The 21,820-nt window shown below is 38.4% G+C and carries 21 protein-coding genes; 10 read left to right on the top strand and 11 right to left on the bottom strand.

The window, feature by feature from the left end; translation table 11 throughout:
• Positions 1-7 precede the first annotated feature (7 nt).
• Positions 8-2,197 (top strand): DNA helicase RecQ, encoded by a 2,190-nt coding sequence (gene recQ / locus CKW03_RS10650; protein ID WP_093096566.1) that lies wholly within the window; start codon positions 8-10, stop codon positions 2,195-2,197.
• A gap of 7 nt (positions 2,198-2,204) precedes the next feature.
• Positions 2,205-3,020: a 3-deoxy-8-phosphooctulonate synthase gene (kdsA, locus tag CKW03_RS10645; RefSeq protein ID WP_093096563.1), complete on the top strand. Its 816-nt coding sequence runs from the start codon at positions 2,205-2,207 to the stop codon at positions 3,018-3,020.
• A 146-nt stretch (positions 3,021-3,166) separates the two neighbouring features.
• Here kdsA and dnaJ read toward each other — a convergent pair whose 3' ends face one another.
• The 5 genes from dnaJ to CKW03_RS10620 all read right to left on the bottom strand — a co-directional run bounded on the left by dnaJ (position 3,167) and on the right by CKW03_RS10620 (position 6,954).
• Positions 3,167-4,318, bottom strand: coding sequence for a molecular chaperone DnaJ (dnaJ, locus tag CKW03_RS10640; RefSeq protein WP_093096560.1), 1,152 nt, complete (start codon positions 4,316-4,318; stop codon positions 3,167-3,169).
• Between the two features lie 9 nt (positions 4,319-4,327).
• Entirely contained in the window at positions 4,328-4,846 is a 519-nt protein-coding gene (locus CKW03_RS10635; RefSeq protein WP_373865676.1) for a nucleotide exchange factor GrpE, read from the bottom strand.
• A gap of 137 nt (positions 4,847-4,983) precedes the next feature.
• On the bottom strand, positions 4,984-5,667 hold the full coding sequence (locus tag CKW03_RS10630) for a cell division ATP-binding protein FtsE (RefSeq protein WP_093096558.1): 684 nt from the start codon (positions 5,665-5,667) through the stop codon (positions 4,984-4,986).
• A 6-nt stretch (positions 5,668-5,673) separates the two neighbouring features.
• Positions 5,674-5,877: a fructose-6-phosphate aldolase gene (locus CKW03_RS10625; protein ID WP_093096556.1), complete on the bottom strand. Its 204-nt coding sequence runs from the start codon at positions 5,875-5,877 to the stop codon at positions 5,674-5,676.
• A 60-nt stretch (positions 5,878-5,937) separates the two neighbouring features.
• The gene (locus CKW03_RS10620; RefSeq protein ID WP_093097782.1) at positions 5,938-6,954 is read right to left on the bottom strand and encodes an acyl-CoA reductase; all 1,017 of its coding nucleotides are present in this window, start codon (positions 6,952-6,954) and stop codon (positions 5,938-5,940) included.
• 160 nt (positions 6,955-7,114) lie between these two features.
• Here CKW03_RS10620 and CKW03_RS10615 point away from each other — a divergent pair, with 160 nt between their 5' ends.
• Together CKW03_RS10615 and CKW03_RS10610 are read left to right on the top strand one after the other, a co-directional pair.
• Positions 7,115-7,465: a 4Fe-4S dicluster domain-containing protein gene (locus CKW03_RS10615; protein ID WP_093096554.1), complete on the top strand. Its 351-nt coding sequence runs from the start codon at positions 7,115-7,117 to the stop codon at positions 7,463-7,465.
• A 309-nt stretch (positions 7,466-7,774) separates the two neighbouring features.
• Complete coding sequence (locus CKW03_RS10610; protein WP_093096552.1) at positions 7,775-9,271, top strand: dicarboxylate/amino acid:cation symporter; 1,497 nt, start codon at positions 7,775-7,777, stop codon at positions 9,269-9,271.
• Between the two features lie 73 nt (positions 9,272-9,344).
• Here CKW03_RS10610 and CKW03_RS10605 read toward each other — a convergent pair whose 3' ends face one another.
• From CKW03_RS10605 to CKW03_RS10590, 4 genes are read right to left on the bottom strand one after another with little or no spacing between them, the layout of a single operon-like run.
• Positions 9,345-10,154, bottom strand: coding sequence for a phosphate ABC transporter ATP-binding protein (locus CKW03_RS10605; RefSeq protein ID WP_093096550.1), 810 nt, complete (start codon positions 10,152-10,154; stop codon positions 9,345-9,347).
• Positions 10,109-10,963 carry a PstA family ABC transporter permease gene (locus CKW03_RS10600; RefSeq protein WP_093096548.1) on the bottom strand — a complete coding sequence of 285 codons (855 nt, stop codon included), beginning with the start codon at positions 10,961-10,963 and terminating at the stop codon, positions 10,109-10,111. The genes CKW03_RS10605 and CKW03_RS10600 overlap by 46 nt, the downstream gene beginning before the upstream one ends.
• A complete protein-coding gene (gene pstC / locus CKW03_RS10595) occupies positions 10,960-11,850 on the bottom strand; it encodes a phosphate ABC transporter permease subunit PstC (RefSeq protein ID WP_093096545.1) in 891 nt (296 codons plus the stop codon). Before pstC ends, CKW03_RS10600 begins: the two co-directional genes overlap by 4 nt.
• Positions 11,825-12,838 (bottom strand): PstS family phosphate ABC transporter substrate-binding protein, encoded by a 1,014-nt coding sequence (locus CKW03_RS10590; RefSeq protein ID WP_093096543.1) that lies wholly within the window; start codon positions 12,836-12,838, stop codon positions 11,825-11,827. Before CKW03_RS10590 ends, pstC begins: the two co-directional genes overlap by 26 nt.
• Before the next feature lie 146 nt (positions 12,839-12,984).
• Here CKW03_RS10590 and CKW03_RS10585 point away from each other — a divergent pair, with 146 nt between their 5' ends.
• From CKW03_RS10585 to CKW03_RS10560, 6 genes are read left to right on the top strand one after another with little or no spacing between them, the layout of a single operon-like run.
• Positions 12,985-15,090: a ferredoxin-like domain-containing protein gene (locus tag CKW03_RS10585; protein WP_093096540.1), complete on the top strand. Its 2,106-nt coding sequence runs from the start codon at positions 12,985-12,987 to the stop codon at positions 15,088-15,090.
• 13 nt (positions 15,091-15,103) lie between these two features.
• Entirely contained in the window at positions 15,104-15,871 is a 768-nt protein-coding gene (cobA, locus tag CKW03_RS10580; protein ID WP_093096537.1) for a uroporphyrinogen-III C-methyltransferase, read from the top strand.
• Positions 15,871-16,464 carry a precorrin-2 dehydrogenase/sirohydrochlorin ferrochelatase family protein gene (locus CKW03_RS10575; protein WP_093096535.1) on the top strand — a complete coding sequence of 198 codons (594 nt, stop codon included), beginning with the start codon at positions 15,871-15,873 and terminating at the stop codon, positions 16,462-16,464. Before cobA ends, CKW03_RS10575 begins: the two co-directional genes overlap by 1 nt.
• The gene (locus tag CKW03_RS10570; RefSeq protein ID WP_093097780.1) at positions 16,448-17,146 is read left to right on the top strand and encodes a phosphoadenylyl-sulfate reductase; all 699 of its coding nucleotides are present in this window, start codon (positions 16,448-16,450) and stop codon (positions 17,144-17,146) included. Before CKW03_RS10575 ends, CKW03_RS10570 begins: the two co-directional genes overlap by 17 nt.
• A gap of 12 nt (positions 17,147-17,158) precedes the next feature.
• The gene (gene cysD, locus CKW03_RS10565; RefSeq protein ID WP_093096533.1) at positions 17,159-18,049 is read left to right on the top strand and encodes a sulfate adenylyltransferase subunit CysD; all 891 of its coding nucleotides are present in this window, start codon (positions 17,159-17,161) and stop codon (positions 18,047-18,049) included.
• Between the two features lie 19 nt (positions 18,050-18,068).
• The gene (locus tag CKW03_RS10560; RefSeq protein WP_093096531.1) at positions 18,069-19,304 is read left to right on the top strand and encodes a sulfate adenylyltransferase subunit 1; all 1,236 of its coding nucleotides are present in this window, start codon (positions 18,069-18,071) and stop codon (positions 19,302-19,304) included.
• Between the two features lie 313 nt (positions 19,305-19,617).
• On the opposite strand, the gene CKW03_RS10555 is transcribed toward CKW03_RS10560, so the two are convergent.
• Positions 19,618-21,126: a capsule assembly Wzi family protein gene (locus CKW03_RS10555; RefSeq protein WP_169918995.1), complete on the bottom strand. Its 1,509-nt coding sequence runs from the start codon at positions 21,124-21,126 to the stop codon at positions 19,618-19,620.
• A gap of 2 nt (positions 21,127-21,128) precedes the next feature.
• On the bottom strand, positions 21,129-21,737 hold the full coding sequence (locus tag CKW03_RS10550; protein ID WP_197700926.1) for a WecB/TagA/CpsF family glycosyltransferase: 609 nt from the start codon (positions 21,735-21,737) through the stop codon (positions 21,129-21,131).
• Positions 21,738-21,820: the final 83 nt, after the last annotated feature.

Genomic DNA, 21,820 nt, shown 5'->3' with positions numbered 1-21,820 from the left:
ATAGTCAATGGAAATAGAAAAATCACTTTTCGACAATCTTCAAGATTTTTTTGGGTTCGACACTTTTAAAGGCGATCAAGAAGCAATTATTACCAATGTTCTGAATAGGAAGGATACATTTGTGATAATGCCTACAGGTGGCGGAAAATCAATCTGTTATCAGTTGCCTGCTTTGATGAGCGAGGGGACAGCAATTGTTATTTCTCCGCTTATTGCTTTGATGAAGAATCAGGTCGACCAAGTTCGCGCTTTTGGAGGCAGAGACAGCATTGCTCACTTTTTGAACTCCTCCCTTACCAAGAACGAAATTCAACGTGTCAAGCAGGATGTACAAGATGGTAAAACCAAGCTTTTGTATGTCGCTCCTGAATCTTTAGCCAAAGAGGAAAATGTTAACTTTTTAAGAAGTATAACAGTTTCATTTGTAGCTGTTGATGAGGCACACTGTATTTCAGAATGGGGGCACGATTTTAGGCCGGAATATCGCAAGATCCGTCAGGTAATCAATGAAATTGGGGAGGATATCCCAATTATTGCATTGACTGCCACCGCTACCCCAAAGGTACAGTCTGATATCCGGAAGAACCTTCAAATGAATGATGCGACTTTATTTAAGTCTTCGTTCAACCGTACAAACCTGTACTATGAGGTGAGGCCTAAGGAAGATGTAATCAAGCAGATTGTCCGTTTTATTAAAAGTAATGCCGGAAAAGCCGGTATTGTGTACTGTCTGAGCCGCAAGAAGGTAGAAGAGATTGCTGAGGTATTAAATATCAACGGCATTAAAGCGCTTCCTTATCATGCTGGATTGGATGCCAAGACCCGTGCTGATACTCAGGATAAGTTTTTGATGGAAGATATCGAAGTAATCGTTGCAACGATTGCTTTTGGAATGGGCATCGATAAACCTGATGTCCGTTATGTCATCCACCATGATATCCCTAAATCGATGGAAGGTTATTACCAGGAAACTGGTCGCGCTGGACGTGATGGCGGGGAAGGCTATTGTTTGGCTTTTTACTCAGAGAAAGATGTTGAAAAGCTGACTAAGTTTATGAAAGATAAGCCGGTTTCTGAAAAGGAAATTGGTACCCAAATATTGAAGGAAGTGATTGATTATTCTGAATCGGCAGTTTGTCGCAGAAAACAGATCCTTCATTATTTCGGTGAGAAGTTTGATGATACTGGATGTAATTCCATGTGTGATAATTGTCGCTCAGCAAAGACTTATTTTGATGCGGAGGAACCTTTATTGACCGTGTTGAATTTTATCAAAGAGGAGGGGGATAAGTTTGATGATCAGCATATTATCAATGTCTTGATTGGTCAAAACAATCAGCCTATCTCAAAATATAAACATGATACCCATGCCTTGTTTGGTTCAGGGAAGGAGCAAGGGGTTAATTTCTGGAACTCATTGATCCGTCAGGCTGAATTGGCAGATTTTATCAAGAAGGATATCGACCATTATGGTCTGCTGCAGTTGACTCCAGCAGGAAACAAATACATCAATAATCCGTATCCATTGAAGTTTATCTTAAATAAACCGATGGAAATGTCTAAATCAGATTCTTCTGAGGAAGGTTCTGGACAGACTGGGGCATTGGATGCAGAGCTTCTTAAAATGTTAAAAGATCTTAGGAAGAAGATCGCTAAACAGAAATCACTGCCTCCATTTGTTATTTTCCAGGATCCTTCGTTGGATGAAATGTGCACCCATTATCCGGTTAGCATTGATGAATTAAAGCAAATCCAAGGGGTCGGTTCAGGGAAAGCCATCAAGTTTGGCGCTCCATTCGTAGAACTGATCAAGAAGTATGTGGAAGATAACGATATTGATAGGCCTCAGGATCTGGTGATCAAGAGCACGGCCAATAAATCAGCTTTGAAGGTTTCCATTATCCAGAATATCGATAGAAAGATTTCCTTGGAGGATATAGCATCATCAAAAGGTATCAGTTATGAGGATCTTTTGCGTGAGGTGGAGTCTATCGTAAATTCAGGCACCAAATTAAATATTGGTTATTTTGTGGATGAAATGATTGATCAGGATCGACAAGATGAGGTCTACGATTATTTTAAAACAGCTGAAAATGATGCCATTGAAACTGCATTGGATGAATTGGGCGAGGAGGATTATTCCTTTGAGGACATCCAGTTGATGCGCATCAAATTTATGTCGGAACTAGGTAATTAAAAATTATATGATTAATACATATTTGCCAGAAATCAAAAATGGCAACTCTTCTTCTTTCTTCTTGATGGCAGGACCATGTGCCATCGAAGGTGAAGAAATCGCTTTACGTATTGCGGATAAAATCGTTAATATCACTGATAAACTAAACATCCCATATATTTTCAAGGGATCTTACCGTAAAGCAAATCGTTCTAAAGGAAATTCTTTTACTGGGATTGGGGATGAAAAAGCATTGAAAGTGTTGGAAAAAGTAGGGAAGACTTTTGGTATACCTACAGTGACTGATATCCACGAAAGCCATGAAGCTGCAATGGCTGCTGCTTATGTGGATGTGCTGCAGATTCCAGCATTCCTATGTAGACAGACGGATCTTTTGATCGCAGCTGCCGAGACTGGAAAAGTGGTAAACATCAAGAAAGGACAGTTCCTTTCTGCGGAGTCGATGAAATTTGCTGTTGAGAAGGTCCAAGATGCTGGAAACCCGAAGGTCATTCTAACTGATCGTGGTAATACTTTCGGATATCAGGACTTGATCGTAGATTATAGGGGATTGCCAGTCATGAAATCCTTTAATGTTCCTACGGTAATGGACTGTACACATTCCTTGCAACAGCCAAACCAGAGTTCAGGAGTGACTGGCGGTAAACCGGAGTTAATTGAGACCATCGCCAAGGCTGCCATAGCTGTTGGTGCTGATGGTCTGTTTATTGAAACCCATCCTGACCCTGCAAATGCCAAATCTGATGGCGCAAATATGCTCCACCTAGATCTGTTAGAAGATCTGTTGGTGAAATTGCAAAGAATTAGGGAAGCGATTCTTTAAGACATAAAAAAAGCTGGTTTATTCAAACCAGCTTTTTTTATGTCTTAGATTTTAGATATGAGATTTTAGATTTGAGTATTGAGATAGTAGAAAGAAAGTCTATTCGACTTAATATCTCATGTCTAACATCTCACATCTCACATCCATTATTCAAAATACTCTTTAATTCTCTCAAAGAATGATTTTTCGCTTTTACCAGGTTGTGGTTTGAAGTTAGCGGAGTTCTTAAGTTTCTCTAAAAGTTCTTTTTCTTCTTTGGAAACTGTTTTTGGAGTCCATACATTCACATAAACCAACTGATCACCTTTGTGGTATGAATTTACTTCTGGAAGGCCTTTTCCTTTTAAACGAAGTATCTTGCCGCCTTGGGTTCCAGGTTCGATCTTGATCTTTGCTTTGCCATCTATGGTTGGTATTTCTACGCTAGTACCTAGTGCAGCATCCGCAAAATTAATATATAGATCATAGATCACATTGATGCCATCACGTTTCAGTGTTTCGTGAGGAACTTCTTCAACCAAGATGATCAAATCTCCAGGGATTCCTCCTCGAGGGGCAGCATTACCTTTTCCACTCATAGACAATTGCATTCCTTCGCTCACACCTGCTGGAATATTGATTGAAATGGTTTCTTCGCCACGAACTAGGCCTTCACCTTTACATGAAGTACATTTTGCAGTGATTTCAACGCCTTCACCATTACAGGTAGGGCAGGTGCTAGTGGTTTGCATCTGACCAAGGATAGTGTTGGTCACACGTCTTACAGAACCCGAACCACCACAGGTATTACAGGTATGGTATGAGTTTTTGTCTTTGGCACCAGTACCATCACAGGTATTACATTTTACCTGTTTGTTGACTTTTACCTTTTTCTCAACTCCTTTAGCAATTTCTTCTAGGGTAAGTTTTACTTTGATTCTCAGGTTGGTTCCGCGTTGGACACGACGTCCGCCTCGAGTACCACCGCCGCCACCTCCGAAGAAGCTTTCAAACGGGTTGCCGCCGCCAAAGATATCTCCAAATTGACTGAAGATGTCGTCCATATTCATGCCGCCACCTCCATATCCAGACGCAGAATTGCCTGCATGTCCGAATTGGTCATAGCGTCTTCTTTTTTCAGGGTTGCTCAGGACTTCATAAGCCTCAGCAGCCTCTTTAAACTTGTCTTCAGCCTCTTTGTCTCCAGGGTTTTTGTCTGGATGGTATTTGATGGCTAGCTTACGATATGATGTTTTTATTTCTGTTACTTCTGCCGTTCTGGTTACACCAAGGACATCGTAATAATCTCTTTTTGACATCTTTTATATTTATTGGCCTACTACTACTTTCGCAAATCTGATTACGTTGTCATTCAAAGTATAACCTTTTTCAATAACATCGATAACCTTATCTTTTAAATCTGGGGTAGGAGCAGGAATGAGGGTAATGGCTTCTTGGAATTCAGGGTCAAAAGGTTGACCAATAACTTCGATTTCCTTTACGCCAAGTTGTTCCATGGTTTTCTTCAATTTATGGTAAACCAAATCGATGCCTTGTTTCATGGGGTCATCAGCAGGAACATCTTTCATAAAGCTTAAGGATCTGTCGAAATCATCAACTACGGGTAATAATTTTAAGATTACATCTTTACCAGCAGATTGCATTAAATCGATCTTTTCTTTTGCAGTTCTCTTTTTGTAATTGTCAAACTCTGCAACCAAGCGGGCATATTTATCGTTGGATTCGTTTAACTTATTGGTAAGTTCTTCGGTTGCTGCAGAACCTTGCTCTACATTCTCCTCCGAATTGTTCATTTCTGGGTCTTGAATATTCTCGTTCTCGTTTATCATCTCCTAATATCTAGTTTAAGTAACCTTAACATGGCATCCATCAATTTTTTTGCCAACAAAAAAAATCCGACATGCTGTCAGTGTTTACTGGATCCACTAGCAATAATGTCGGATTAAAATGGTATTGTCAGCTATTAGATGCTGACATTGTCATGCAACGCACCATCTGCTGTTTTCAGGATACGTGCAGGCATATTTCTAATAATTTGGTAATCGTGTGTAGCCATTAAGACAGCTGTTCCTGAGGAAGCGATGTCTCTTAATAACAAGACGATTTCTTCGGATGTAGCAGGGTCTAAGTTTCCTGTAGGCTCATCGGCAAGGATGATTTCAGGGTTGTTCAATAGTGCTCTAGCAATAACGACACGTTGTTGCTCACCACCGGAAAGTTCATGAGGCATTTTTTTAAGTTTAGATCGAAGTCCTACTTTTTCCAATACATCAACGATTCTATTCTCGATTTGAGCTTTTTCTTTCCAGCCCGTTGCCTTAAGGGCAAATTCAAGGTTTTTCTCAACGGTACGGTCGTTCAATAAATGGAAGTCCTGAAAAACGATCCCCAATTTACGGCGTAAATAAGGAACATCATTTTCATGAAGTTTTTTCAGGTCAAATCCAGCAATCATTCCCTCGCCATTCGCGATATATAGGTCACCGTAGATTATTTTCAATAAACTACTTTTACCTGAACCAGATTGTCCAATAAGGTATAAAAATTCTCCTTGGGCAATGTCTAAGTTAACATCTGAAAGTACAAGGTGTTTTTGTTGATAGATATCTACATGTTTAAGCTTGATAACCGTATTTGTCTCTCTCATAGTAATTTATAAGTCGATTTTCTTTATTTGGCCAAATGGCAACTCACGAACAACATCCATAATGTATTCAGATTTGTCGCCAAGACCGATTTTTTCCAATGATTTGTCGGGTCTATCCACGCGGAAATAAGCCAAAAGCGTAAATGCATCGTCCCTTAATTGAACATAATCTGGAATTTTTGCTACACCTTTAACCTTAATAACATACATAGTCAAACAAAATTATAATTTTTTACGAATTCACACTCATATAACGACAATAAAAGCTAATTATTGGTTCGCCAATAAAAAGTCTAATGTATTTACATTGTCGGCATAATCATCCAATGCAGGATATTGGCTCGCGCCAAATGGAAATACAGGGACATCTCCAACCTTCAAACCCATGTCGCTGGTAATACATTGGATCTCATCTTTATGAGCGATAATGTACTTTTCAACTTCCTCCATTGATTTGTAATATTCGAAATGAACAACGGCAAGGGGAGAAGCTAGGCTTTCATCTTCTTTCAACAATAGAAATCCATTGTCAAAATGTTTGTTCTTGTTGATCAAATAGATTGATTTATTGAAATCGTAATTGTTGTTGTATTTTGAGTGATCCTTAATCAGATGAAATGATTCTAGGTTGTCCAAGAGTTTTGCAATATCGTAACCTTCTGGAATAAAGATTTTGGAAACAGAACGGCAACCTAATCCAAAATAATCAAAGATATCATGTCCAAGAGCCACTAATTCTTCTTTAGTTTCATCACCAGAAAGGACCGAAAGTGAGTTTCTGTTTTTACGAATGATATTTGGTTTTTTGCCGAAATAATATTCGAAATAACGCGCTGAATTATTGCTACCTGTTGCAATGACCAGGTCAAAATTCTCTAGTTTTTCTACTAATTGAATCTTTTCTGCGAATTGAGGCTCGATTTCAATTAACTGATCCAAAATAAATTTAGTTAATCCGGCATCGTCCGAAGACACTTTGATTTTGGCAGTGAATCCCGCCAGAAGTACACACATAATATCGTGGAATCCCACTAATGGAAGGTTTCCCGCTAATACTAAACCGACAGATTTATCAATATTGTGATTAGGAATATCCTTTAACCATTTTTCCAATTTTTCATGGGTTAGGTTATGCGCAATAGCATAGATCTGTTGTAACACATTTGGTTTGGTATACCAAACATTTTTATGAACTGCTGAATCCAAGATGGGGGAGTTCTTCAGCTCATCAGCTTGAAGGAATTGTCCTAGTTTTACGAAGGCGTTTATTCTCTGTTCTCTTGTCAAAATCTTACTATTTATAATAAATCTGTATTTTTTTTGCCGTATATTTGCCATATCAAAGTAAATAACTACTAATTTTGTATACTTTTATTTTTGAGTGTATGGCATTAGTATTAACTTTGAAAGTGCAAAATTAGTTTATTATTTTATTGTAAGGACATAAATGGCAATTAAAATTACTGACGAATGTATAAATTGTGGGGCATGTGAACCAGAATGCCCAAATAATGCAATCTATGATGCTGGTGTAAGTTGGAAGTTTTCAGATGGTACAGCATTGGATGGTGTGATTGATTTTGGTGATGGAGTAACTCTTGACGCGAATGAATCACAGGATGCTATTTCCAATGAAGTTTATTATATCGTTTCAGATAAATGTACGGAGTGTGTTGGATTCCATGATGAACCTCAATGTGCTGCTGTATGTCCAGTTGATTGTTGTGTTGAGGATGAAGACGTTCGTGAAACAGAAGAAGAATTATTAGCGAAGAAAGCTTGGCTTCACGCTGAATAATCCTAATGATATTTTATTTTATAAACCACCTTTTTCGAGGTGGTTTTTTTGTTTCCTAAAATTTCCGAAAGAATAATTGAGCTGATTTCAGACTATCGATAAGCGTATGTAGCTCTTATTTTACAATCCTCCCGAATATTTTTATCCTTAACCTATCTCTCTGATTCAAGATATTACGCTTTAAAAAGCAAAAAATCCTCCCGTTTCATGAAATACAATAACGCAAAAGATTTGGTTTGCAGCGCTATTTTTTTATTTTTGTTCGTCTAAAAAGTAAAAAAAAGAAATAAATAACCTTATTAAATCTACATGTCAAAAAAAACTACAGGATATGTTCTACTTGCGACCATTGCGATAGCTTCTGTCCTGACCCTCCTCTATGAATTTAATCTTGCTCCAATCCCTGCATCATTGATGATGGTTGTTCGTTGGGTTACTGCCATTGTTTTGGTATGGAACGCCATCGTTCGAAAAGGATTGACAACATGGATCCTGACCTGTATGGTATTGGGTATTTTTGTTGGGCTTGATTTTCCAGATGTGGCGAAGGCATTGCAGCCTTTGAGCCAAGGATTTATCAAGTTAGTGAAAACCATTGTTGGACCAATCTTATTCTCCACCTTGGTGTTTGGTATTGCTGGTCACTCGGATCTGAAGCAAGTAGGTCGTATGGCTTGGAAATCCATGTTGTATTTCTTCTGTGCTACTACCTGTGCCATTTTCATTGGTCTAGGTGCTATTAACTTGACTCGTGCTGGTGTAGGTATCGATATTGAGCACATGCCTCATGAGGAATTACCGCAGACTTCTGCAATTTCTGATGGAGACAAGGTTGCACTTGAGCATATTGATGAAAGTGCTCATTGGATCTACAAATTCACGTCTTTCTTTAGAGATACTTTCCCTGAAAATATTGTAAAATCAGTATACGAAAATAAGGTATTACAGATCGTTGTTTTCGCTGTAATCTTTGGTATTGGACTTGCCATGGTGGATGAAAAGAAGCGAAAGCCCTTTGTGGACTTCGCAGAATCGCTCTCCGAAGCCATGTTCAAGTTTACCAACCTGGTCATGCTCTTTGCGCCGATTGGTGTTGGTGCTGCTATGGCCTATACAGTCGGACATCTTGGGATTGATATCCTCAAGAACCTGTTTATGCTATTGGCAACCTTGTACTTAGCGTTGATTTTCTTCCTCGCTGGGGTATTACTGCCTGTAGCGCTTTACCTAAAAATTCCTGTTAAGCAATTCATCAATGCCATCAAAGAACCTGTTTCTATTGCATTTGCAACAACAAGTTCAGATGCTGCTCTTCCAAAAGCCATGAGCGCCATGGAGAAGTTTGGTGTGCCAAGGAAAATAGTTTCGTTTGTAATTCCTACTGGATACAGCTTTAACTTGGATGGTACGTCGCTTTATCTTTCTTTAGCCTCAATCTTTGTTGCTCAAGCTGCAGGTATTCATTTGTCATTCGGTCAACAATTGATGATCGCCTTCACTTTGATGATCACGTCTAAAGGAGTTGCTGCCGTTCCAAGAGCTTCATTGATTATCCTAATTGCAACAGCTGATCAATTTGGTTTGCCAGTATTTGTTATTGCTGCAATCTTGGGTATCGATGAATTAATGGATATGGCTAGAACTTCTGTGAATGTAATCGGAAACTGTTTAGCTACTGTGGTAGTCGCCAAGTGGGAGGGTGAATTTGATGAAACCGCCCCATTTAGGCAGGATTCTGATGAAGATGGAATAGAAGAAATTGCCGAAGTAATTGAAGAAGGGCCTGAGGGTGAGACTAGGGCCTAAACCATAAGAATATTTAAATAAATAAGGGAGCTTTTCATTCGAATTGCTCCCTTTTTCTATCTATTAATTATGATTATGAAATAAATCCTTTGACATACTGTTTTGTGATTTCATGTTGTGGTTCTAAAAGGATCTGTTCTGAAGGTCCAAATTCAACTACTTCACCATTGTATAGGAATAAGATGTAATCAGATACCCTTCTAGCTTGGCGGAGTATATGGGTAACCAGAACAATGGTATAATCTTGTTTTAATTGAATCAATAGGTTTTCAATTACCTGAGTCGAAATAGGATCCAATGCCGAGGTGGATTCATCACCTAATATGATTTCTGGTTCCACCGCTAATCCTCTTGCAAGACATAACCTTTGTTGCTGACCTATCGATAATTTACTTGCTGACCCATCTAAACGGTCTTTTACCTCTTCCCATAAGCCTACATTCCGCAGCTGTCTTTCAACAATAGCTTTTAAAGACTTTTTATCTTTATTACCATGTATTTTCGGACCATAAGCAATATTGTCAAAAATCGACATGGGCAATGGAAAAGGCTTTTGAGACAATAAGCCCATCTTTTTTCGAATATGTGTTACTTCCGCATCAGGTCCATAAATATCCTCTCCATTGACAAGTACTGAACCAGTAACCCTGACCTCTGTGGAATCATCCAACAGCCTATTGAGCGTCTTTAGTAAGGTAGTTTTACCACATCCTGAAGGCCCAATTATGGAGGTTATACAGTTGTTTGGGATCTCTAGGTTGATGTTCTTTAATATATGTTGATCCTCAACATAGACATTCAACCCTTTGATCTCAATATGTGGATTTACCTGATGGATTATGCCCTGTGTTTTTTCTGTCTCGATGCTAGGTATTGCGTACATATAACGATAAGTAAGATAATGATAGTTAAAATTAATGCTGAAGCATAGGCTCTTCCTTGTACCTCAGGGATAGGACTGCTCAATTGAAAGAAAATGGCTAATGGGAGAGTTGCTGTAGGTTCATCCAGATAGATCGGGATATTGTCACTGAAGCCAGTCGTCAAAAGCACACCCGCCACATCGCCAATCGCTCGTCCAAATGCCAGTAAAATAGCTGTGAATAATCCTGGTTTTATATAGGTTATCATAACTTTTGCTGATTCCCAACGCGTTGCTCCTAAAGAAGTGGTGATATGCCCTAAATCAGTTGGAATCGTTTGGATTAATTCATCCAAGGTCCTCACAACTATCGGGATGGTGAGCAGGGTTATGGTTATAACACCACCTATCAAAGATGCTCTGACACCTAACCAAACCATAATACTGAAAGCTATAGCCCCATATACAATAGATGGGATTCCGAATAGAACGTCAAATATCAATTTGGAAAATCTGCTGATCCTTGATCCTTTCTTGGAATATATATTCAAATAAATACAGATCGGAATCCCTATAATGGTAGCCAAAAATGTTGATAAACCAGCGAGGTAAAGCGACCCAAGGATAGCATTTAGGATTCCACCGCCTTTACCTACATAGAAACCTCCTTCGGGCGTCTTCGTGATCATGTCCAAGCTCAAATATGGTAGCCCTTTATAGAGGATAGTCCCAATGATAAAGAACAAGGAACCCGTAATGATTATTCCAGAACCTTGCATAATGTGTTTGGCAAATTTTTCTTTTCTCAGCCTTCTATTGATGTTGCTCATATATTCTTTGCCTCCATTTTCTTTAAAATCCCCCTTGAAATCAGGTTAAAACCCAATATGATCAGAAACAACAGCAAGGCTGCAAACATCAATGCTGAATCGTACAGAGGAATTGACATCATTTCCCCAAAGTTATTGGCAATTAGTGCTGGCAAAGGATATCCTGCATCAAATATAGATTGAGGAATCTTTGGGATATTGCCACATACCATTAGAACAGCAATGGTTTCTCCAAATGCTCTGGATACTGCCAGAACTATTGCGGCCATTATTCCAGGTCGGGCTTTCTTTAAGATGACTTGTTGGATAGTTTCCAGCTTTGTTGCTCCCAAAGAAAGTGAAACTGACCTCAATTCCTTGGGAATAGTCTGTAATACCTCAACCATGATGCTGACCATGATAGGGAAAATCATGACAGCCAATACGATACCTCCAGAAAAAACAGAATAACCAGTGCTGCTGATTCCAAATAACGGCGCAATATATTTTCCAATTAAGGGTACTACGAACAATACCCCCCACACTCCGTAAAGCACGGGCGGGATTGCCGCCAGGACATTCACCAAAGGCAAAACGAAATTTCGCAATCTACTGCCCGCATATTCCACCAAGTATACTGAGGCAGAAAGACATAAAGGCACTGCAATGATCAAAGCAATTAATGTCACCCAGACTGTGCCCATGATGAAGGGTAGAAAACCGAAGTTTCCCTTCATTGGCGACCAAACGCTACTGCTCAAGATCGTCCAAAGAGATTCAGTGGCTATCAGGGGCTCTGCTTTAATACTTAAACCAACGAGAATTGCCAATATCACCAAAAGGCATATTCCCAATAAAATCCCTGAGAGGTTTTTGATTAACTTATCTTTTATCAGTCTGTAATTCACTCGCGAGCAGTTTTTCGTTTTCTTTCTTGTTTAATTCCTTGTTAATTGGCACAAATCCATTGTCCAGCAAATAAGCCTGCTGTTTGTCTGTCATGACAAAGCGGACAAATTCTTCAAGCAATTTAGATTGATGTCCCTTGTTTAAAACAAACATGAGCTCTCTTGAAGGAGGAGAAGGATATTTCCCAGTTGCAACCGCATTGGTAAGACTGTCCAATTCGCTATAGAAGTTTTCCTGGGCGTCAATCTTATGATCAGCATTAATATCCAAAGGAAGGGCTACAATATTAGCAGTCGTTCTTTTGCTGTTTAAATCAAAGACATAGTTTATATTATTGAAACCAATTGCTAGGGGATTGTCTTTAATAGCCTGAGCTAAGCCCGGATCACCAAAAATCCCGATACCTTTCAATTCTTCTTGGGTAGCACCTAAATATTTAGCCCAGGTCTCAGCCGCGCCAGCAGCATCCGAGCGTATGTATACCTCAATGTTTTTGTTAATAAAACTAGGATCCAAATCATTCCATTTCTTAATCTTGCCTGTTACAAAGATGTCTTTCAACTCATCTTGACTCAAACCTCGTTTTAAAAGGGATGATATATTGGGGTGATTGCTGTTCAGCGTCCCAATGACGGCATCGTTTGCCACGATGATGGGCAATGCGCCTTTTTCTATCTCAATAGGATGAAGGTCGCGAGATACCAAGCCAATGTCTACCATATTTGACAGTACATCTGAAATGCCTTTCCCAGCACCTCCAGCAGAAATATTAAACCTCACATTCGGATGTAATTTCTTGAAATCCTCACTCCATAAAACAGCAATTGGGTAGAGTGCAAATGCTCCAGAAATGGAAATTGTACCGACAAATCCTCTCTCTTTATCATAACCTTGATCGACCTTCGGTGCGCAAGAAAATGTTACAATTTGGATTAAGGAACTAAATATAAGTGTTTTATATACTCTAAGTCGCTGTTTTTTATGCATCCTTTGAAATTAATTACACAAATATATAGTAATTTGGTAGACTTTGTATAGTTCTTTTATAATTATTTTATACATTTGTCGAATAAACATTAACAATAACCTAACTAAAGAGGTGAATAATTGCCTTTTTAATAATTGAAGATAGTATGCAGAGCTTTAGGACAGAATTAGAGAATCCTGTAGTAGCACAGGAAATCATAGAATTAGAAAAGAAGATCAGGGCATATCGGAAAGGTGAGCTGCCTGAGGAAAAATTCAGATCCTTGCGTTTAGCTAGGGGAGTATATGGGCAGAGGCAACCGGGTGTTCAAATGGTGAGGATCAAACTCCCGTTTGGAAAAGTTACTTTTCAGCAGATATTAAAAATCGCAGATATCTCGGATGAGTACGCAAGCAAAAACCTTCACCTAACAACCAGACAAGACATCCAAATCCATTTCGTAAGCTTAGATAAAACCCCAGAACTGTGGGCTAAGCTTGCTGAGGATGATATGACCTTAAGAGAAGCCTGTGGAAATACGGTCAGGAATGTTACAGCGTCTCCAACCGCAGGGATTGATCCTGAGGAACCATTTGATGTTTCTCCTTATGCTCATCAAACTTTTAAATATTTCGTTCGTAATCCAATCTGCGCAGAAATGGGCAGGAAGTTTAAGATTTCCTTTTCATCGTCTGATAAGGATACTGCATTCTCATATATCCATGATTTTGGCTTTATTCCTAAGGTTAGAATCGTAGATGGTAAAGAGCAGCGAGGATTTAAGGTTATGTTAGGCGGTGGCTTGGGTGCTCAACCCATCTTAGCACATGAAGTTTATGATTTCCTCCCGGAGGATGAAATCCTTCCATATGCAGAGGCTACCATTCGCGTTTTCGATCGCTATGGAGAGCGAAATAACCGTAATAAAGCAAGATTTAAGTTCTTGGTTCAGAAATTAGGCCTAGAAACTGTTTTGAACCTGATTGAAGAAGAGAAAATAGCTGTAAAACATAAATTGGTTTCTTTCGATATTGATGCTGTTTCTCAACCAGAACCTCCAACAAAAGAGGTCGAAGAAGAAACCGCTCATGATCTACTCGGTTTTGAGTTATGGAAAGCGACAAATACGTTCGAACAGAAGCAAAAAGGATACTATGGCGTTTATGCGAATATCCAAACCGGAGATATTTCTACTGAAAAAGCACGTGTACTAGTTGATGGTATCAGAGATCATGTAGCTGACGATATACGAATTACCCAAGATCAAAATCTTTTGTTCAAATATGTCCGTCTTGAATCCTTGGCAAGCATCTACAATGTGCTTTTGAAATTAGGCTTTGCAAAACCAGGATACAATAGCACTGCGGATATTACTACTTGCCCAGGAACAGACACCTGTAATCTAGGAATTTCTAATTCCACTGAAATGGCAAGAGTGTTAGAAAACTATATCCATGAATTCCATCAGGATTTTATCCAAGAAAAAGAGCTGAAGATTAAGATCTCTGGCTGTATGAACTCTTGTGGCCAACATGGGCTTGCCCATATCGGATTCCATGGTAGCTCTGTAAAAGTGAATGGTAATGTAGTTCCCGCGGCACAGGTTATGCTTGGAGGAGGAACCCTTGGCGATGGTAAAGGAAGAGTTGCTGACCGCGTGATCAAAGTTCCTACTAAAAGGGTGCTTCAAGTAGTCGATGTAATATTGGCTGATTTTAAGTCCAATAAGAATAAAGAACAAAACTTCATCGCATACTATGAGCAACAAGGAAAAGATCATTTTTATAGGTTATTGAAGCCATTGGCTGAACTGGGAAATCTAAGTGCAGACGAGCATATCGATTGGGGTCATGAGGAAAGTTTTGAGACTGCTATTGGTGTTGGTGAATGTGCGGGTGTTGTAATAGACCTTGTAGCAACCCTGTTATTAGAGGCTGAAGAAAAATTAGAATTAGCAGAACTGGCTTTAGAGCAAAAGCAATTCGCTGATGCCATCTATCATTCTTACAGTTCGTTTGTATGGACCGCAAAAGCATTATTGTTAGATAAAGGGATAAATGCTTCCACACAAACTGCAGTAATTCAAGAGTTTGATGATAACTATGTAAATGATGACTACTTCCAGTTTCCATCTACATTTTCAGATAGAGTATTACAGATTAATAAATACGAGCCTTCCGAAGAATTCGCAAGAACCTATTTGCTACAAGCCAAGGCATTTTGCATTGAGGCAAAATTACGTAGGGAAGAATGGCGTGTAGTAAACCAATAAGAGAGGAGAGAACATGAAGGAAATAAAACCATTTGTAACATTGGTAGGCGCTGGTCCAGGTGATCCAGACCTAATCACTTTAAAAGGAATAAAGGCAATTCAGCAAGCAGATGTCATTCTATATGATGCTTTGGTCAATGAGGAATTGCTCGAACTAGCATCAAAAGATTGTACTAAAATATATGTCGGCAAGCGTGCTGAACAACTTTCTACTTCACAAGATCAGATCAATCAACTTCTCGTTGATTATGCCTTGACCCATGGCCATGTCGTTAGGCTGAAAGGTGGAGATCCATTTGTTTTCGGCCGTGGAGGAGAAGAAATTGATTTTGTAAGAAAATTCAATATTCCAACAGCAGTTGTTCCAGGTTTATCCTCTTCGATCAGTCTTACCGGCTTGCAACAAATACCCTTGACCTATAGAGGTATTTCTGAATCTTTCTGGGTAATTACCGGAGCGACAAAAGCAGGTTTTCTATCTGAAGATTTATATACTGCAGTCAATACAAATGCTACAGTGGTAGTTTTGATGGGATTTGCTAAGCTTCAACAAATCATTGATTTATATAAAGAGAATGGTAAAGCTGATCTTCCAATTGCATTGATTCAAAATGGTTCGCTTCCAAATGAGAAGATTGTACTTGGTCGAGTAGAGAATATCCTTGAACAGGCGGAAGCTTCAGCTATTGGAGTGCCTGCTATAATCGTTCTGGGCGAAGTGGTGGCAAAACACTTGGAGTTTGAAAAGGTGAAAGAACAATTACAATACATTGAAGCTTAATGAACCAACTTTTTCCAATATATATCAAATTAGATCAGATAGAAACCTTATTGGTTGGTGCTGGTCCTGTTGGATTGGAAAAAATACAGGCTATTATTTCCAATTCACCACATGCTAATGTCATGGTGGTTGCAGAAGATGTTTGTGTTGAATTCTATGAGTTTGTAAAGAACAAGGAAAACATAAAGGTCCATAAACGTCCTTTTACAGCTGTAGACCTATTTGCTAAACAAATAGTCGTGCTGGCAACCAACAATCCCAAATTGAATAATTATGTCAGGGAACTTTGCTCAAATCACCACATCCTTTTAAATGTGGCCGACAAACCGTCCTTATGTGATTTCTATTTGGGATCTGTAGTCCAAAAAGGAAACCTGAAAATCGGAATTTCTACAAACGGCAAGTCTCCAACGATTGCCAAAAGGCTGAAAGAATTCTTGAATGAATTATTGCCCGAGGAGATTGATGAAACGCTTCATCTCATGGCTGATCTCAGAAATCAACTTTCTGGAGACCTAAAGGAAAAAATAACAGTGCTCAATGCACATACAGAACAATTAATCAAACAAAATGAATATGATCGAGCAAATTAAAGCAGACTTAATCGGAGCAGATGCTCGGTCTATAATTCTATATATAGATGAGAAATTTGCTGATAAAGCGGTTTTTTCAACTTCATTTGGCATTGAAGACCAAGTGTTGACCCATTTATTGGCTCAAGAAAATGCAAAGACTTCAATCTTCACTTTGGATACAGGTAGACTTTTTCCCGAAACCTATTACGTTTGGAATCGGACTTTAGACCTTTACAAGCTTAAAATCAAAGCTTATTATCCCGAAACTAAGGCAGTAGAAGGTCTTTTGGAACAGAAAGGACCGTCTAGTTTTTACAATTCAGTTGAAGATAGAAAAGAATGCTGCTATATCAGGAAGATTGAACCTTTAAAAAGAGCTATCGCAGGCTACCAGGTTTGGATTACGGGTATTCGTGCTGAACAATCTCAAAACAGAGATCAAATGGACTTTGTAGAATGGGATGAAGTAAACCAAATCGTCAAGATACATCCCTTGTACAATTGGACATTATCTGAGGTAGAAAATTACTTAAAAGACAATTTCGTTCCATATAATCCATTACATGATAAAGGCTTTATCAGTATTGGTTGTCAACCTTGTACCAGGGCAGTACAAGAAGGAGAAGACTTCCGTGCCGGCAGATGGTGGTGGGAAGATAAATCAAAGAAGGAGTGTGGATTACATGTAACACATAAATAATTAGTTTACAAAATGGATTACTTAGATCATTTAGAGGCAGAAGCCATTTACATATTGAGAGAAGTAGCTGGACAATTCGAAAATCCCGCACTTTTATTCTCTGGAGGAAAAGATTCAATTACATTAGTCCACTTAGCAAAGAAGGCATTTAGACCAGGTAAATTTCCATTCCCTTTAGTACATATTGATACCGGCCATAATTTTCCTGAAACTATAGAGTTTCGTGATTGGCTAGTGGATCAAATTGGCGAAAAACTGATTGTGGGCTATGTACAAGAAAGCATAGACGCTGGGAAGGTGGTTGAGCAAAAAGGTAAAAATGCCAGTAGAAATGCGTTGCAGACCGTGACTTTACTCGACACTATCGAAAAGAACGGCTTTGATGCTTGTATTGGCGGAGCTCGTCGCGATGAGGAAAAGGCCAGAGCCAAAGAAAGGATTTTTTCCGTAAGAGACGATTTTGGGCAATGGGATCCAAAAAGACAAAGACCAGAACTCTGGAATATCTTTAATGGAAAGATCCAAAAAGGAGAAAATGTACGTGTTTTCCCAATCTCCAATTGGACTGAACTCGATGTTTGGAACTATATAAAAAGAGAAAAGATCGCTTTGCCATCCATTTATTTCTCCCACAAAAGGGACGTGGTTTTTAGAAATGGCCAATGGATGGCGGCAGATCCTGTCCTTCAGATAGACGACGCTGATGTTGTTGAACATAAATCAGTGCGTTTCAGAACTGTAGGTGATATGACCTGTACAGCTGCTGTAGACTCTATTGCAACTGAATTGGATGATATCATCGACGAAATCAAAGCTTCAACGGTTAGCGAACGCGGTGCTAGATTGGACGATAAGGTTTCTGAAGCTGCAATGGAAGACCGTAAAAAACAAGGCTATTTTTAATTAAAGGGAGGAAAAGAACATGAACATTTTGAAATTTTTAACGGCCGGTTCTGTAGACGACGGAAAGAGCACATTGATTGGCCGATTATTATATGATACCAATTCCATTCTTGATGATCAACTGGAAGCTATCCAAAAAGCCAACCGAAAGAACGATGATGGAACAATTGATTTAGCGATCCTTACTGATGGACTAAAAGCAGAACGTGAGCAAGGTATCACAATCGATGTCGCCTATAAATACTTCCAAACTGAAAAAAGGAAATTTATCATTGCTGATGCACCAGGCCACATCCAATACACTAGGAATATGGTTACCGGAGCTTCTAATTCGGATCTGATCATTATCCTAATTGATGCTAGAAAAGGTGTCATTGAACAAACCAAAAGGCATTCCTTTATTGCAAAAATATTAGGAATCAAAAAGGTGCTGGTCTGTGTCAATAAAATGGACATGGTAGACTATGAATTGGCAGTTTTTGAAAACATCAAGACAGAATATCTAACTCTTGCCAATAAATTAGGCTTAGAAGACGTTGATTTCATCCCTGTTTCAGCCTTAAAAGGTGATAATATCGTCCAAAAGTCCCAAAGAATGCCTTGGTACCATGCTGCACCATTGCTAACCTATCTAGAAGAAGTTGAATTTGAAGAACTTGCAAATCAAGGCTGGCGCTTTCCAGTACAGTGCGTTGTTCGTCCACAAAGTGCTGATTTACATGATTATAGGGGATATGCAGGACGAGTGTTAGGAGAGGGGCTGAAAGTAGGGGAAGAGGTATTAGTTTTACCGAATGGCTCTAAATCTAAGGTAAAAACAATTGAATTTAACAACGAAGAATTGCCCGAAGCACACAATGGATCTTCTGTAATTATTCATTTAGAAGATGATATTGATATTTCCAGAGGAGATTTTATTGTCAGTGCAAACCATCCAGCAAAAACAGATAAATCATTTGAAGCAAATATCTCTTGGTTTGAGAATAAGGAACTTGACTTAGGGCAGATCTATTTATTACAGACACATTCTAAAGTAAGTAAAATAAAAATTCCTGAAATTCTTTTTAAATATGATGTTCATACGCAAGAACCACAATATGATCAAGCCATTGGTCTAAATGATATTGGTCGTGTATTAATTAAGTCTGCGGACGAAATTGTATTTGACCAACAAAAGGATTTCCCAGAAAATTCCAGAGCAATAATAATTGATCCCAGAACTAATATTACAGTAGCCGCTGCTATAATCCAATAAATATTATTCATAATCCTACAGATATCTAATAGTTATAGAATCTGTAGGATTAATATTATTAGAGATTCTTTCAATAGAAGGGTATATTACTTAATACTTATTTAACATAATATAAATTATTTGACATATTACCAATCTAGAATATTACCCCAAAATCTATATAACCTAACAAACTCAATGTACCTAGCTATTTTCCTGATATATTGAAATTATCAAAATCCTATTAAGTTAAATAAACCAAATCTTTAAGAATTCACTAAATCTTATAAAGTGTTCCTTATTTAATAAACCCTATAACAAAAAATCAAAAACTTTAGAATTCCTTTCTAACCGAAATAATTGTCCCAAAGCTATTCCTAAACATTTGCCCATAATCAGCGGATCCGATTAAACCAATTGTATAATTGTTTCTAAATGATCTGCTGGCGTTTAGATAAAAAGAAAATTGATCCACATGCTTAAATAATCCATAAGGTTTTTCAAATAGTTTCCCTGAAGAACCGCCCCATGGACTTGTACTGAATGTCCCAAAATGCTTTGAATAAGTTCCTTTCAATAACAAATTCGTTTGGAATAAATTAATATCAAAGCCAACATGAATTGCAGATACCCGATTGCTAATGTAATACTTTATGGGATTGTATACTTGTCCTTCTTTGGCGTCTTTGCTGGGTATGATTAGTGGGCTTCCTAGTCCCAAACCTTTATAGGTCCATCCATCTAAATAATATGAATTGTTATAGTAATCTTCATCTCCAGATGCCGTTGTAATCGACCATGGATAGCCTGCTTGATCTTTGCTGTAAAAATATTCCACTAAAACCTTCTTCCAGCGAAAAGGCTTACTATTGTCGGTGTTAAATTTCAAATTTTCAATTGAAATTCCATTCAATCCATCTCGAATATTGGCCAGTTTTGAAATAGCTCCTACATCATAAAAATTCTGCCTATACCCTATTATTTTGACGTTTTTAAGGTTAATGGATGCACCTAAATCTATTGAACCAAGATGATTTCCAATTTTAGAACTCCCAATAAATTCACTGGAATAGGCTTTTCCAAAAAAGACATAATAAAAAGCTCCAAAATTAGACAGCGAAAACTCATCCCCATATATCTGTTTTTCACTTCCCCAAAATGCTTGGTGATTGATGCCGCCATATAGTTTGATCTTCCAATTTTCTCTCCCAATCCTTCCGTATAATGACTTTTGATGGTAAAAAGTTTCCATTTTATGATTTTCGGTTTTCACTAAAAATACACCTGGATTCATCCTTGTTTTACCAATATAACCCAAAGCAAAATTTCCTTTAATTGAAATAAGGCCATCCAATACGGGTATTCTATAGAAATTCGGAATTATTACTTCCATTTTAGGAATGCCTAATGAATTCCCTGAAATAGAAAAGTTGCCGGAACTCAAGGTACTGTCCCCATTCAATCCCATAAGATCTTTGCTACGACCAATTTTCCCCTCAAATATCCACCATTTCGCATTAAGGTTACCTTCAATGAGGTCTACAGTTGATTTCCCAGCCAAATTGACCCTGCTTTCAAAATTCAATCCCCAATCAAAGGATGAAAAATCAGTGGGTTCTATCTGCTTTAAGTTTTTCTGAAATCCAATTAACCAACTGTTTGATAAACCAGTTGCCGGAATGGACCCAAATTGGTTTGATCGCATCCAAAAAGGAACGACATCCTTGTTAGTCATACCAACCTGAGATTCTATAAAACCCTTATATTTTGATGCTTCGAATAGCTGTGCTAATGATATTGTCGGGAAAATATACAACAGGAATAATATTATGGATTTATTCATATTCATCTGGTTTTATTGATGAACTTTTCTCGAAATAATAGCTCAATAAACTTGGTATTTGTTATTAAATACCGTTTCCACATCCTTTTGGGTTCTTGATAAGTTCGATAAAGCCATTCTAAACCTGCCTTTTGCATCCAAATCGGAGCCCTTTTGATATGTCCAGAAATCACATCAAATGTCCCTCCCACTCCCATTATAAATGGAGTCTTGATGATGTCTTTATACTTATTTAGAAAGATCTCTTTCTTAGGGGAACTAATGGCAACAAATAGCATTTGTGCAGCACTTTCGGCTATCGTTTTCGCGATGGCCTCCTCCTCTCCTTCAGCATAATATCCGTTTCTATACCCTGCAATTACCTGATTTCCAAACTTATCCCGATACATCTTGGCTACCTTCGAAACAATCTCTTCCTTCGCACCAAACAAAAAGACCTTATAACCCTTTTCTCCTGCCAAATCCATTAAATTGATCATTAAATCTGCACCTGCTACGCGCTCAGGCAAAGGCTGCTTTAATATCCGGCTCGCCCAGACAATACTCTGCCCATCCGCATTGATGATATCACAGTTTACCACCGCGTCATATAGCGTTTTATCTGTCTGCATGTTCACCAATTTTGCCGCATTAACTACAACATGGTGTGTCTGTTTGTTTAGCTTAATATTGTTTTCTATTTCTTTTATTGTTT

Origin of the sequence: Sphingobacterium mizutaii, from assembly GCF_900187125.1 — a bacterium.
Taxonomy (GTDB): Bacteria; Bacteroidota; Bacteroidia; order Sphingobacteriales; family Sphingobacteriaceae; genus Sphingobacterium; species Sphingobacterium mizutaii.
This window is presented reverse-complemented; position numbering and strand designations above follow the sequence as displayed.

Coding starts and splice junctions, on each gene's coding strand:
- cobA (WP_093096537.1), top strand. CDS start 15,104: ATGAAGGAAATAAAACCATTTGTAACATTGGTAGGCGCTGGTCCAGGT.
- CKW03_RS10610 (WP_093096552.1), top strand. CDS start 7,775: ATGTCAAAAAAAACTACAGGATATGTTCTACTTGCGACCATTGCGATA.
- CKW03_RS10570 (WP_093097780.1), top strand. CDS start 16,448: ATGATCGAGCAAATTAAAGCAGACTTAATCGGAGCAGATGCTCGGTCT.
- CKW03_RS10555 (WP_169918995.1), bottom strand. CDS start 21,126: ATGAATAAATCCATAATATTATTCCTGTTGTATATTTTCCCGACAATA.
- CKW03_RS10600 (WP_093096548.1), bottom strand. CDS start 10,963: ATGAGCAACATCAATAGAAGGCTGAGAAAAGAAAAATTTGCCAAACAC.
- CKW03_RS10575 (WP_093096535.1), top strand. CDS start 15,871: ATGAACCAACTTTTTCCAATATATATCAAATTAGATCAGATAGAAACC.
- CKW03_RS10625 (WP_093096556.1), bottom strand. CDS start 5,877: ATGTATGTTATTAAGGTTAAAGGTGTAGCAAAAATTCCAGATTATGTT.
- kdsA (WP_093096563.1), top strand. CDS start 2,205: ATGATTAATACATATTTGCCAGAAATCAAAAATGGCAACTCTTCTTCT.
- CKW03_RS10550 (WP_197700926.1), bottom strand. CDS start 21,737: ATGCAGACAGATAAAACGCTATATGACGCGGTGGTAAACTGTGATATC.
- CKW03_RS10590 (WP_093096543.1), bottom strand. CDS start 12,838: ATGCATAAAAAACAGCGACTTAGAGTATATAAAACACTTATATTTAGT.
- CKW03_RS10615 (WP_093096554.1), top strand. CDS start 7,115: ATGGCAATTAAAATTACTGACGAATGTATAAATTGTGGGGCATGTGAA.
- CKW03_RS10605 (WP_093096550.1), bottom strand. CDS start 10,154: ATGTACGCAATACCTAGCATCGAGACAGAAAAAACACAGGGCATAATC.
- cysD (WP_093096533.1), top strand. CDS start 17,159: ATGGATTACTTAGATCATTTAGAGGCAGAAGCCATTTACATATTGAGA.
- recQ (WP_093096566.1), top strand. CDS start 8: ATGGAAATAGAAAAATCACTTTTCGACAATCTTCAAGATTTTTTTGGG.
- dnaJ (WP_093096560.1), bottom strand. CDS start 4,318: ATGTCAAAAAGAGATTATTACGATGTCCTTGGTGTAACCAGAACGGCA.
- CKW03_RS10585 (WP_093096540.1), top strand. CDS start 12,985: ATGCAGAGCTTTAGGACAGAATTAGAGAATCCTGTAGTAGCACAGGAA.
- CKW03_RS10630 (WP_093096558.1), bottom strand. CDS start 5,667: ATGAGAGAGACAAATACGGTTATCAAGCTTAAACATGTAGATATCTAT.
- CKW03_RS10560 (WP_093096531.1), top strand. CDS start 18,069: ATGAACATTTTGAAATTTTTAACGGCCGGTTCTGTAGACGACGGAAAG.